Source organism: Pseudomonas sp. BS3767 (assembly GCF_900099665.1).
Taxonomy (GTDB): Bacteria; Pseudomonadota; Gammaproteobacteria; order Pseudomonadales; family Pseudomonadaceae; genus Aquipseudomonas; species Aquipseudomonas cerasi.
The window spans coordinates 293859-306535 of sequence record NZ_FNCX01000009.1; the positions used below are offsets into that span (position 1 = coordinate 293859).

Genomic DNA, 12677 nt, shown 5'->3' on the forward strand with positions numbered 1-12677 from the left:
CTCCAGACCGCCCCGCGCCCGACCTTGGGGCACGCGGCGCCTTGCACGTTTTTATCGCTGCCGCGCGCAATCAAACGCACTGCAACGCCACACTGATCATCGACCTGCCGGACAGGCGGGCATGCTCTGTCTGCGACACCGGGGCAATGGGAAACGACAACATCGAGCCATCAACGACAACGCACAGCGAAAAACGCCTCGATCCAGCCATCAACGGCAGGAGACGCACCGTTTTGTCCAATGGCGAGCGCCGGCCCCCATACCATCGTCGTATAGACGACAGAGACTTGCGGCGCACCATTCCGGCTCATACTGCGAAGGAAACACGATGTGTTACCGCAGGTTTACGATCACCACCGTGAACGGGTAACACGGAAACATTTTTTCCGGCTCTATGACTAACTGACAACCATCAGAATTCATAAACAAATGATTTAAAAGGAATTTCAAAAACTGGCACGGGTCCTGCTATATCTCTGGTACAACAAAAACAAGAAATGATGCAGCAAACCAATAAAAATAAGACGTAACGGCTCTGACACAACAAGAACAAAACGGACAGAGGCGCAGCTAACAGATTTTTTTGGAGTGGACCCGCTTTACAGGGACCTTTCAATGGAAGGCCTCGCGACCGGACCGAGAACAATAAAACTACCGTCAGGTAGCTCCAGAACCGGTGGGATCAACCCGTTGTGCAGACAGGTGATTAAAGCGAATCAGCGCTCAAAAAAATACGTTTGCTCTTGACCCCGGATGGGGGTCGCACAACAACGCTGTAAAGGGACTGGCCGCCAACAACAATAACAGGCCGCCCTATAACAATAAAAAGAGCACGTGAACCACATTGGAGGAGAGCTACGGCTCTCCTTTGTGCTTTCCGCAAGCCGGAAAATTCGCCGCCAGGCCAGGGCCTGCCTACCGTTCCCAGCCCGTGTAAACGTCGCGCCGGGGCAGCAAATACACTAGCCATGCAAAAATAAACCGCATATCTGCATTGCAAAATCCAAAGAACGTGTATTGTTCCGTCATATTTACAGGGTTAACCGGTGGATGGGGCACTTTGGCACTACACCTTGGTCATAGCCTGCGTATCTCATCAGCACTTCTTTCCCAAGGGATTTAGTCATGCTCCGTTTTCTGCGCCTCGCCACCGTTATAGGTGGCTTGTGTTTAAGTGCGTCCGCTCTGGCAACCAATGTCGACTCCGCCACCTATGGCTACCCGCTGACTAATCCGTTTGAAGCGACCATTGCGACCACACCGCCCGATCTGCGCCCCGACCTGCCTGACGATGAAGATATCGATCAGGATGTCTACACCCTGAACCTGCATCCCGAGCGCGAGTTCACCCTGCCCGACAACTTCTGGGCAGTGAAAAAGTTGCACTATCGCCTGGCCAAACAGGACCACGCTGCCCCGCTGATCTTCCTGATCGCCGGCACCGGCGCGCCGTATAACAGCACCATCAATGAATTCCTGAAAAAGCTCTATTACGGCGCGGGCTACCACGTCGTGCAGCTGTCTTCGCCCACCAGCTATGACTTCATGAGCTCGGCCTCGCGCTTTGCGACTCCCGGCGTCTCCACCGACGACGCAGAAGACATTTATCGCGTCATGCAGGCCATTCGGGCTCAGCAGGCGCAACTGCCGGTAACCGACTATTACCTGACCGGTTACAGCCTCGGCGCACTGAATGCTGCATTCGTCAGCAAGCTGGACGAAACCCGTCGCAGCTTCAACTTCAAGAAAGTCCTGCTGCTCAACCCGCCGGTCAATCTCTACACCTCGATCAGCAACCTCGACAAACTGGTGCAAACCAACGTCAAGGGCATCAACAACACCACTACGTTCTATGAACTGGTGCTGGCCAAGCTGACTCGCTACTTCCGCCAGAAGGGCTACATCGACCTCAACGATGCACTGCTGTTCGACTTCCAGCAGTCCAAGCAGCACCTGACCAATGAACAGATGGCGATGCTGATCGGTACCTCGTTCCGCTTCTCGTCGGCGGATATCGCGTTCACCTCCGACCTGATCAACCGTCGCGGTCTGATCACGCCACCGAAATTCCCGATCACCGAAGGCACCAGTCTGACGCCATTCCTCAAGCGTGCCCTGCAGTGCGACTTCGATTGCTACCTGACCGAACAGGTCATCCCGATGTGGCGCGCACGCACCGACGGCGGTAGCCTTCTGCAACTGGTCGACCAGGTCAGCCTCTACGCCCTAAAAGATTACCTGCACAGCAACACCAAGATTGCCGTCATGCACAACGCCGACGACGTGATTCTGGGCTCGGGTGACCTCGGCTTCCTGCGCAAGACCTTTGGCGATCGCCTGACCGTTTACCCGTACGGCGGGCATTGCGGCAACCTTAATTACCGCGTCAACACCGACGCCATGCTGGAGTTTTTCCGTGGCTAAACGTCTTTTACTTCTTGCCGCTCTGCTCTGTGCCGGCACAGTCCAGGCCGCTGACGCGGATACCAGCAACAAGGCTCAGCACCCGGCCACTGTGGCCCGTCAGACCGATGCTGACGGTTTCACCCAGCCGCTGAAGTCGCTGCAATTCAACCCGGGGCTGGATCAGCGTGAGTTCGAGCGCGCCTCCATCAACGCACTGGAAGTCTATGATCCGCTGGAATCCTGGAACCGCCGGGTTTACCACTTCAACTACCGTTTCGATGAATGGGTATTCCTGCCGGTCGTGGACGGCTACCGCTACATCACCCCTGGCTTCGTGCGCAGCGGTGTGAGCAACTTTTTCAGCAACCTGGGCGATGTCTCCAACCTGCTGAACAGCCTGCTGCAGTTCAAGGGCGAGCGCTCGCTGGACACCACTGGCCGTCTGCTGCTCAACACCACCATCGGCATCGCCGGTCTGTGGGACCCGGCGACCATGATGGGCCTGCCGCGTCAGAGCGAAGACTTCGGCCAGACGCTGGGCTTCTACGGTGTGCCTGCAGGGCCTTATCTGGTGTTGCCATTGTTCGGTCCATCGAACCTGCGTGACACCGGTGGCATGCTGTTCGACTACACGGCTGAAAACCAGATCAACTTCCTGAACGTGGCCGAAGTCAGCAACGACCATCCGGAAATCACCGTGTTGCGCGCCATTGATCGCCGTTACGTCACCAGCTTCCGTTACGGCCAGCTCAACTCGCCGTTCGAGTATGAAAAAGTGCGTTACGTCTACACCGAGTCGCGCAAACTGCAAATCGCCGAATAAGCGTAACGCAGCAAAACGACGGCCAGCCTGAGTGATCGGACTGGTCGTTTTTTTATGGGCACTTTTACCTGCCCGGTCACTCACATGCCTCAGGCGCAAACGCCTGTGTCATTAACAGACAAAAAAGGAATTTCCATGCGTTCTTTCGGTTTCAAGGCAATCGCTGTGTGTGTCGCACTGACAGCATGTCAGAGCATGGTCAGCGTTCAGGCTGCCACCAAGCCGCAGGCTGCTGCGCCCACCGCTGCTGCGGTGCAAAACGCTTCACTGCTGGGCGGCAAACTGACCTTCACCATTCCTGCGGGCTACGTACAGGGCGAGATGCCCGAGATTGACGCAAAAGCCAAGGCCCAGGGTGTGACGGGGTCGCTGTACACCAATGCGGCTGAAAAGCGCGTGTTGATCGTTACCGAAACGCCGATGCCAATGGGCGTGCAGGCCAGCGATAACGACGGTGTAGTACTTGATGGACTGGTCACCGGCATCCTTGCCCAGCAGAGTACCGGCTACAAAGACTTCAAAAAACTGGGTGACAAGAAGATCGTCAAGAAGAACGGTCTTGGTGTGCGCCAGCTGGACACCTCAGCGACCATGAGCGACGCCCAGGTGCTGAGCACATCGATCGTCGCTGCATCGGGTACCCGCGCAGCGGTGCTGAACGTGGTCTCCAATGCAAAGAATCCGAAAGAGCATGCTGCGCTGGTGAAGACTGTCATCGGCCAGTGATCTGCGCGGACCGGTCAGCCGGTCCGATACGACTCAGTCCACCCGCAACGCCTCTGACAACCGCTCGACCAGCACCTGCACCTTGGGCAGGGACTCGCGGTTACGCGGCCAGGCCAGGTGCAAGGCCAGGCCATCGGTGGCCAGTTGCGGGAGGATCTCCACCAATTCGCCGCGCTGCAGCTGCTCCCTGATCAACCAGGTTGCCAGCTGGGCAATTCCCCATGCCGACGTCACCGCTGCCACCTGGGCCTCTGCGTTGCCGATAACCAGTCGTGCTTCTACAGCGCGTGCCTCCCGCTGCCCCTGCTCATCGACAAACAGCCAGGGGCTGGTACTGCCATCGCCACGGCCAAACAGAATGCAGGCATGACTGGCCAGGTCCTCGAACGTATGCGGGGTGCCGTGACGCTGCAGATACGCCGGTGCAGCGCAGAAGATCACCCGCTCGGTGCCCAGATACCGGTGCGCGACGCCTGCGGGCCAGACCCGTGGACCACCGATACGCACGGCCAGGTCGATGCCCTCTTCAAGGATATCGACGAAACGGTCGGTGAAGGTTATTCGCGGGCGCAACTTGTGATGCTGCCCGGTGAAGGCAAGAATCAACGGCAGCGCATGCAAACGGCCGAAGGTCGCAGGCAGATCGATGCGCAATTGTCCGGCGGGCTCTGTGCGTTGAGCCGCCAGCGCAGTTTCAGCAGCCTCCAGGTCGGCAAGCATCCGCACGCACACGGTGTGATAGGCCGCGCCCTCCTCCGTCAGCGCCAGACTGCGAGTAGTCCGCTCGAACAGGCGCATGCCGAGACGACTTTCCAGGCGCGCCACACTTTTACTGACCGCAGAATTGGTCAGGTTCAAGCGTTCAGCGGCTGCGGTAAAGCTTCCCGCGTTGGCAACGGCAACGAACGTTTCGATACCTTTGAGGCGGTCAGTCGACAGCACATGAAACCTCGATTGGTGAAATTCAATCCATAATGCAGGGAAAATTTACCAAAGATAGGAATTCTTTTCTGCAATAAGCTGGCGGACTTATTTTTTACGGGGTCTGTACCATGCCTTCTCTGGAAACCACTGCTGCCGGCACCCGCAGCGAAAGCTCGACCGGTGCCGGTTTGTCCATCGCGATTCTGGCCCTGGCCGGCTTCGTGATCGTCACCACAGAATTTCTCATTATCGGTCTGCTGCCTTCAATGGCCCGCGATCTGGGAATTTCCATATCAACTGCCGGTTTGCTGGTGACGCTGTTCGCCTTCACGGTGATGCTCTTTGGCCCACCGCTGACGGCCATGCTCTCGCACCTGGACCGCAAGCGCACGTTCATCGTCATTCTGCTGATCTTCGCCGCCTCCAACGCACTGGCGGCGGTGTCGAGCAACATCTGGGTGCTGGCGCTGGCGCGGTTCATTCCGGCATTGGCCTTGCCGGTGTTCTGGGGCACGGCCAGTGAAACGGCAAGTCTGCTGGCCGGACCCAAGCGCGCCGGCAAGGCCGTTGCGCAGGTGTACCTCGGCATCTCGGCTGCCATGCTGTTCGGTATTCCGCTGGGTACAGTATTTGCCGATGCCGTGGGCTGGCGCGGCGCATTCTGGGCGCTGACGCTGCTATCAGCGTTGATGGCCCTGTTGCTGGCACTGTCGATGCCCCGTATCGAACCTACTGCAAAGGTCGGCCTCGCCGAGCAGGCAAAAATTCTCCGGGATCCGTTTTTCCTCTTCAACCTGCTGCTGTCCATCCTGCTGTTCACGGCCATGTTCGGTGCCTATACCTACCTGGCTGACACGCTGGAACGCATCGCAGGCATCGAATCGGCTCAAGTGGGATGGTGGTTGATGGGCTTCGGCGCGGTCGGCCTGATCGGTAATGCACTGGGGGGACGTTATGTGGACCGCAGCCCCCTCGGCTCGACCATGGCCTTTGCGCTGCTGCTCGCACTGGGCATGACCGCAAGCGTACCCGCCGCAGGCTCCATGCCGCTGCTGGCCGTGGTGCTGGTGATTTGGGGCATCGCGCATACGGCGCTGTTTCCAATCTGCCAGATCAGGGTGATGAAAGCAGCGCCTCAGGCCCAGGCACTGGCAGGGACCCTGAATGTCTCGGCCGCCAATGCCGGCATCGGCCTGGGCTCGATCATCGGAGGCCTTACCATCGAGCATCTGGGCCTGGGTGCCGTAGGGTATGTCGCCGCTGTTGTTGCGCTGCTGTCCATTGCCGTCGCATGGATGACCAGCATTCAGAAAAACAAGGCACCGTTATAACCGCCTGACTGTCGCTTTATTGAACTCGCCGGGCAGTGTGTCTGCAAACACCCAGACACCCTGCCCCGGTTATTTACCGTGTGTTGAATTATATATCGTCATATTTTTGAACAGGCTTTAGCACTGTTTCTGTCATTTAATTGACTTTTAAACAGTGATCTTTCCTCACCATGTAGCTATTTGACACCTCCAGGCAAAATACACTTCCCTTGACACTAGCGAACGCTCAAACTCCAGCCTTTCGGTCAGGTGGTGGCGGTTTCTGACCGATTCAAAAGTAATGTCCGGTAAGCACCTATGAGCACCTATCACCGCAAAGGGATGGCATTCGCCAAGCGGATCTACGCCCCGAGATCACTCGGTGTAAGCGTTGGTTTTGTGACGGTTGCTGTGTCTTTATATTACGTGAATGCTGCACACTGGCTGTGGTTGTTGGCGCTGTTCAACGCTCTGGTATGGCCGCACGTTGCCTACCAGATTGCAAGAAAGTCGCGCGAGCCCTATGAAGCCGAATGGCGCAATTTGCTTTTCGATTCGCTGTTGGGCGGTTTCTGGGTGGGTGCGATGGGTTTCAGTGCGGTTCCCGGGGTCACCGTCCTTGCCATGATGGCCATGCATAACATGGCCGCCGCCGGGCCACGCCTGATGCTCCAGGGCTTGTGCGCACAGGCACTGGGCGTGCTGATTTCACTGGCCGCGCTCAACCCTGTGGTCAATCTGCACGGCAACATGGCGCAGATCTATGCCTGTCTTCCTGTACTGGTGATCTACCCCATTTTCATTGGCTGGCTGAGCCATCAGGTCACCCTCAAGCTGTGGGAACACCGCAACATCCTGCGCAAGGTAAGCCGCACAGACAGCCTCACCGGCCTGCTCAATCATGGCGCATGGAAGGACCTGCTTGACCTGAAGTACGCCAGTAACCAAGGCGCGTATCAGGAGTGCGTCATCGCGCTGATCGATATCGATCACTTCAAGGTCATCAACGACACTTATGGCCACCTGATGGGCGACACGGTGCTGCAGAGTATCAGCGAAGCACTGATAGAAAACCTGCGCGACTCCGACTTGATCGGGCGTTGTGGCGGCGATGAATTCTGCGTCATTCTGCCCGATACCAGCTTGTTTCAGGCAAAGGAAATCCTTGAGCGCCTGCGCCTGGCGATAGATGAAATGACCTATACCCTGCATTGCGATCTCAAGGTCAGCCTCAGTATCGGCATTGCCGCCTATTCCCCTGAAATGCCGGATGCCTCCTCGTGGCTGCATGAAGCAGACAAAGCCCTGTATCTGGCTAAAAGCACCGGTCGCAACCGCGTAGTCAGCCCTCAGGATGCGCCGTCAGACCACCAGTCGCTTGGCGCACAGGCCTGATCCGTCAACGCTTATGCTTGAACAGCATGTCGAACAGGGATGAGAAACTCTTGACCCCCATCGCCTTGAAGAACGCCTCGCGCATATCGGCACGCAGGCTTTCCAGAGTGATTTCCTTGGGTTTGGTGGATTTTTTTACGGCGGCCGTTTCTCGAGAGTCGCCTTCGCCAGGCGTGTATTTTTCCTTGGACAGCGTCCTTATGTAGTCGCTCTTCTGGCTTTTATAGGTCGCGAAATCTGCGCCCAGTTGCTCGTCTCTTTCCCCCGCCGTTGAAAACCTGTTGATGACTTTTTCCATGAACTCAAAATTATTGTGGCCTATAGACCCGTAGTCCTTGTCGGTGATGAAGCGAACAAACCCCTGATCCAGCCGCGTTGTTTTTAACCCATCGCTTTCGGTAATACGCTTGGCGGTGGCCGCGTGCGACTCGGTAAAACTGTAGAACACCTTGTGGCCTTCCATGTCATATGTTTTGCCCTGGTTCTGGCGGCCCCATATTCTTCCATCATCTTTCTCTCTGTACGAGGCCAGTCCAAAAGCCAGATCATCAACATAGCCTAGATCAGCTCCCTGAGCGCTCGCCCACTCGTAAACATCACCCAGCAGCCTGCGATCATCCCGGGTTAAAAAAAACGCCTCGGGCATGGACATTCCACATTCGGCTTTTCCTAGCATGGGCGCAGAACCAGCAGAGTCCGCGCCCCCAAATACCCTGTGTTTCAGGAGGGCCTGGCCGCTGATGGTCACCGCAGAGTCTGGAGAGGTTGATCGGAGGGGTGAATTGGCAATTAAGGGCATGTTTTTTGCCGCTCTTTTATCGTCAAGTTGTTGCGCGGCTATTAGTGCATCTGCTCCGGAACTTATGACTCGCATGACGTTGGCTCCTGCCCCGAAAGATCCCTGGCGGTTCTCGCCAGGGATTAACAATCAATACGTTAAATGAAAGGTGACTGTTTCTGGCCCGGCAGGCTTGCTTTGCCAAGGTCCACTTTCAGCGCTGTGCCTAATCATGACGTCGGAGGCATAGCTAAAACCAAGACTGTTGAACCTCTCAGTACTGCCAGGCACGCCTGGCGTTATAGAGATACAATCAGAATCATGTACACCGCCTCTCCTAAAACAAAGATTTGCGCGTTCGTTCACGCTTTCCGGAAAAGTAGTCGCGGTCCAGGAAATCTTTTGCAACCGAGAGTTATTCGCCGCGCCGCGGGGGTAATCAGCCAATCTCAATTGGTGTCGGGAAAACGCACTGGGACCAGGCCCATTGATAAACGTCGGTGTTCGGGTAGTCGTAACAGAATAATCGCCCGCCTGGCTGGCAGCCGACACTAACAACACAAGCAAAGGTGCTATTTTTTTCATAGATGTACTCCAATATTTATAAATCAAATTCATCGGCTGTGCGAAAGCCGCAGGCTTGAAAGCATCTGCACGAACCGTTATTTTTTATCATTCACCGAGCGCGCTAACGCGCACTCTGATTAAACATGTTTTTTTAGAAAAGACCTGAAGCGCTTGTAAAACCTCATCAACCGACTGGTATAAATACCCACGTCCGAGACCTGATTAGCCACACGCTTGATCGATGGAAAGTTCAAATGAGGACAGGTTATCCAACAGCCACTCAGGCGTATGCCTCTCAAGCAATGTGCCGAGGGGCTGCTGCTTTATCAGCGCGCCATAGAGCGCTTCTTCATGATCGAGGTACGCTTGCTGAACAGCGCGATAGTTGAGCGGATAGATGCTCTTCTCGATGGGCAACAGCCGGTCGAAGTGTTCGAGCAGACCATGAAAGACGATTCGCCGTTCGACGGTATTGCGCGTGGTAGCAATGAGTTTGACGAAGTACTCACTGTCCTGAGCTCGCAGCGCTTCGCTGGCGGCATAACGCTCGACCAGCGTGTGCGGCGATGGCTCATCGAATACGATGCAGCACAGGTCTTCGCGCACCAGGCCCTTGAACGGGTTCTCGGCTTCTGACCGACGGCCGTGCAGGCCCAGTGCGAATTGTACGGCGCGCTCGGCCAGCCATTGACGTTTACGGCCCTCAAGTCGGGTAACCTCTTCGAGTAACGGTGCCTGACGCCCCTGCGAACGAAGCTGCCGACAGAGTTTGGCAAACAGGCCAACAGGGCCGGACAGCTTTGCCTGTTGCTCGGCAAGTTGCGTCACCGAAAGCGCGGACTGCCGGGTTGCCAGATGCTGGAAGTCCGTTGTCATATTAAAATCAGGCCGCTGCGGATCCAGCCGCAACGCCGTGTCGGCACCTGACTCGCCCCGAACAAAACAAACAGTCATGAGTGGCTCCTTTTTTATTGTTTACAGTTCGTCGTGCGAGCAGGTTTCGGATATTCCTTTCTGCAGACAGCCGGGAAACAGTGGCCGACAGCAGTCACAGAGCAGCACGGTATTATTGATTGCACCGCAAAACGTCAGCAGTGCTCATTGCATTAACACGTTACAGGTTGCGACAAGACACATTATGTATGTGCTGGCTCGCTACGCAATCCGACAGATGTAGGGGGTCGGGCAGTGTTCCCCGGAAGCAATAGAGATACGCACCTGGCCATGAGCTCGGCACGCGTCCTTACCTGATTCTTTCTTAGCAGCGAAGATACGTGATCGCGAACGGTGTAGTCACTGATACTGAGCTGCCTGGCAATTTCCTTGTTCGTACATCCCTGCAACAACAGGCCAAGAACCTCCTGCTCTCTCATTGTCACCCACATGATACTTCCCCTTGCCATCATTTTGCCTAATAGGCAAATTTGTAGGATGTTTCTTACATTCGTCTTCCATGGCCCAAACAGTCAATCGGCACAGAAATCATTTTATTTAGTCTTGTTTTGCATAAACACGAGATACACCTTAAAAGTCCTGCAATACAGCCGAAAGCTGTAAGAAAAATCTTTAATAATAAAATATTGAGGAAAGCTCCTACATGAAACGCGGAATAATTACGCCTACCAACGTATCGACACTGCGAATGATCCACCTGAAGAAACATTTTCCACAGGCACGACCCAAGAGCACATTAGATAAATAACGTAAACAGTATAGAGAGGCGCAAGATAGACTTGAGGAAACGGAATTACAATCACTTGTTACAATTGAAAGCGTCGGGTGCCAGGAACTTTGCGCTCATATTTGAACGGCTACTCACCCCACAGCAGAGGTGAGCAGCGGATGTCGCCGGTCTCTGCGAGAACGGCATTCGCCGTGTCAACCGGCCTGGTGTTATCCGGCTTTACCGCTTGCCAGGTCATCCACCACCACGCCCCGGCGCAGACCGAATACCGCAGCGGTCATCAGGCCCGTGGCGCCCATGATCAGGCTATACAGCACGCACACCCAGATATTCCAGGGCATCAGAGCAATCAGCATCAATGGCGTGGTGCTGGCCCAGAAGGCGTAGGCGATGTTGTAAGTGAACGAGATGCCTGACACCCGGATGTTCGCCGGGAAAAGTCCGACCATCACCGACGGCACCACACCGACAATCCCGCACGCCAGCCCGGCAATCGCGTAGGCGATGCCCAGTGGCATCCATTGCTCGATGAGGCTGGTGTAAAGCACGCCAATGCCCATCGGCATCAGCAGGCTGTAGAACATGATGCCGCGCCAGGCGCCGATGCGGTCGACCAGCATGCCTGCCAACACACAGCCTATATTGAGAAACACGATGCCGACGGCGCTCAGGGCAAAGGTATCGCTGGCGCTGATACCGAAGCGCTGCTGCATGACGGTCGGGGTGATCACCACCAATACCACCACTGCGGAGGTCAGCACAAAGGTCAGCAGCGCAGCAGGCAGCAAGGATTGGCGGTGCTCACGCAGGACCTGGCCAAGTGGCAGCGTTGTCAGATGTTCACGTTGGGCATGCATCGCGATAAATACCGGGGTTTCGTTCAACCAGCGGCGCAACCAGACGCCCACCACGCCGAATACGCCACCGAGCAGGAACGGAATACGCCATGCCCAGTCGAGGATTTCGCCAGGGCTGAAGACCCGTGCCAGCCATGTCGCGGTCAGTGCACCCAGCAGGTACCCGAACGTCAGGCCGGCTTGCAGTACACCCAGTGCATAGCCGCGGTGCCCCTTGGGCGCGTGTTCTGCCACGAATACCCAGGCGCTTGGCACTTCGCCGCCCACAGCGGCCCCTTGCAGGATGCGCAGCGCCAGCAGCACCAGCGGCGCCCAGTAACCGATCTGTGCGTAGGTGGGCATGATGCCGATCAGCAGACAAGGCAGGGCCATCATCAGAATGCTCAGGCTGAACACGCGCTTGCGGCCCAGCCGGTCGGCGAAGTGCGCCATGAGAATCCCGCCCAGCGGGCGCGCCAGATAGCCGGTCACGAAGATCCCGAAGCTTTGCAGCAGACGCAGCCACTCGGGCATGTCGGGTGGGAAAAACAGCTGGCTGAGGGTCAGTGCAAAGAATACGAAAATGATGAAGTCGTAGATTTCCAGCGCCCCACCCAGCGCCGCAAGACTCAGGGTCTTGTAGTCGCCTTTGGTAAAAGGTTGCGGAGTGGATTGAACGATGGCCGTCATGACGCCCCCGAAACATGGCTGAAAAAAGCGCTTGGCGCTCACAGGGCGCGAAGAATAGCAAAGCTTGCGGGCGCACTGATACGAAGCTGAGGCCTGTAGCGGGAACGATGATCGCAACTATCGTGCGACGCTCTGCGTCGCATGCCGTGCCGGACGCTCCGCGTTCTCTTGACGACGCAGAGCGTCGAGAACTGCATTCCCACGCTTGAGCGTGAGGAACGATCACTTCAACTATCGTGCGGCGCTCCGCGTCGCATGCCGTTCCGGACGCTCCGCGTCCTATTGACGACGCAGAGCGTCGAGCACTGCATTCCCACGCTGGAGCGTGAGGAACGATCACTTCAACTATCGTGCGGCGCTCCGCGTCGCATGCCGTTCCGGACGCTCCGCATCCTCTTGACGACGCAGAGCGTCGAGAACTGCATTCCCACGCTGGAGCGTGAGGAACGATCACTTCAACTATCGTGCGGCGCTCCGCGTCGCATGCCTTTCCGGACGCTCCGCGTCCTCTTGGCGACGCAGAGCGTCGAGACCTGCA

At 56.5% G+C, this 12677-nt stretch carries 10 protein-coding genes; 5 read left to right on the forward strand and 5 right to left on the reverse strand.

Going from position 1 to position 12677, the window contains the following annotated elements; genetic code table 11:
• Positions 1-1125: 1125 nt before the first annotated feature.
• From BLR16_RS23490 to BLR16_RS23500, 3 genes are all read left to right on the forward strand, one after another.
• Entirely contained in the window at positions 1126-2424 is a 1299-nt protein-coding gene (locus tag BLR16_RS23490; protein ID WP_003363327.1) for a hypothetical protein, read from the forward strand.
• Positions 2417-3229 (forward strand): MlaA family lipoprotein, encoded by an 813-nt coding sequence (locus BLR16_RS23495; protein WP_003363329.1) that lies wholly within the window; start codon positions 2417-2419, stop codon positions 3227-3229. The genes BLR16_RS23490 and BLR16_RS23495 overlap by 8 nt, the downstream gene beginning before the upstream one ends.
• Before the next feature lie 135 nt (positions 3230-3364).
• The gene (locus BLR16_RS23500; RefSeq protein WP_058397172.1) at positions 3365-3955 is read left to right on the forward strand and encodes a DcrB/PsbP domain-containing protein; all 591 of its coding nucleotides are present in this window, start codon (positions 3365-3367) and stop codon (positions 3953-3955) included.
• Between the two features lie 33 nt (positions 3956-3988).
• On the opposite strand, the gene BLR16_RS23505 is transcribed toward BLR16_RS23500, so the two are convergent.
• Positions 3989-4897 carry a LysR family transcriptional regulator gene (locus tag BLR16_RS23505; RefSeq protein ID WP_003434308.1) on the reverse strand — a complete coding sequence of 303 codons (909 nt, stop codon included), beginning with the start codon at positions 4895-4897 and terminating at the stop codon, positions 3989-3991.
• A 110-nt stretch (positions 4898-5007) separates the two neighbouring features.
• On the opposite strand from BLR16_RS23505, the gene BLR16_RS23510 reads away from it, so the two are divergent.
• Positions 5008-6210, forward strand: a complete 1203-nt coding sequence (locus BLR16_RS23510) for an MFS transporter (RefSeq protein ID WP_054082160.1) — start codon at positions 5008-5010, stop codon at positions 6208-6210.
• Positions 6211-6507: 297 nt separating this feature from the next.
• Positions 6508-7584, forward strand: a complete 1077-nt coding sequence (locus tag BLR16_RS23515; protein ID WP_065350364.1) for a diguanylate cyclase — start codon at positions 6508-6510, stop codon at positions 7582-7584.
• A gap of 4 nt (positions 7585-7588) precedes the next feature.
• Here BLR16_RS23515 and BLR16_RS23520 read toward each other — a convergent pair whose 3' ends face one another.
• From BLR16_RS23520 to BLR16_RS23540, 4 genes are all read right to left on the reverse strand, one after another.
• A complete protein-coding gene (locus BLR16_RS23520) occupies positions 7589-8458 on the reverse strand; it encodes a hypothetical protein (RefSeq protein WP_074809291.1) in 870 nt (289 codons plus the stop codon).
• 693 nt (positions 8459-9151) lie between these two features.
• Positions 9152-9883, reverse strand: coding sequence for a hypothetical protein (locus BLR16_RS23530; RefSeq protein ID WP_074809286.1), 732 nt, complete (start codon positions 9881-9883; stop codon positions 9152-9154).
• 182 nt (positions 9884-10065) lie between these two features.
• Positions 10066-10335, reverse strand: a complete 270-nt coding sequence (locus tag BLR16_RS23535) for a helix-turn-helix domain-containing protein (protein WP_003363345.1) — start codon at positions 10333-10335, stop codon at positions 10066-10068.
• A gap of 487 nt (positions 10336-10822) precedes the next feature.
• Positions 10823-12139, reverse strand: a complete 1317-nt coding sequence (locus BLR16_RS23540) for an MFS transporter (protein ID WP_003434304.1) — start codon at positions 12137-12139, stop codon at positions 10823-10825.
• Positions 12140-12677 lie beyond the last annotated feature (538 nt).

Coding starts and splice junctions, on each gene's coding strand:
- BLR16_RS23510 (WP_054082160.1), top strand. CDS start 5,008: ATGCCTTCTCTGGAAACCACTGCTGCCGGCACCCGCAGCGAAAGCTCG.
- BLR16_RS23520 (WP_074809291.1), bottom strand. CDS start 8,458: ATGCGAGTCATAAGTTCCGGAGCAGATGCACTAATAGCCGCGCAACAA.
- BLR16_RS23490 (WP_003363327.1), top strand. CDS start 1,126: ATGCTCCGTTTTCTGCGCCTCGCCACCGTTATAGGTGGCTTGTGTTTA.
- BLR16_RS23540 (WP_003434304.1), bottom strand. CDS start 12,139: ATGACGGCCATCGTTCAATCCACTCCGCAACCTTTTACCAAAGGCGAC.
- BLR16_RS23500 (WP_058397172.1), top strand. CDS start 3,365: ATGCGTTCTTTCGGTTTCAAGGCAATCGCTGTGTGTGTCGCACTGACA.
- BLR16_RS23535 (WP_003363345.1), bottom strand. CDS start 10,335: ATGATGGCAAGGGGAAGTATCATGTGGGTGACAATGAGAGAGCAGGAG.
- BLR16_RS23530 (WP_074809286.1), bottom strand. CDS start 9,883: ATGACTGTTTGTTTTGTTCGGGGCGAGTCAGGTGCCGACACGGCGTTG.
- BLR16_RS23515 (WP_065350364.1), top strand. CDS start 6,508: ATGAGCACCTATCACCGCAAAGGGATGGCATTCGCCAAGCGGATCTAC.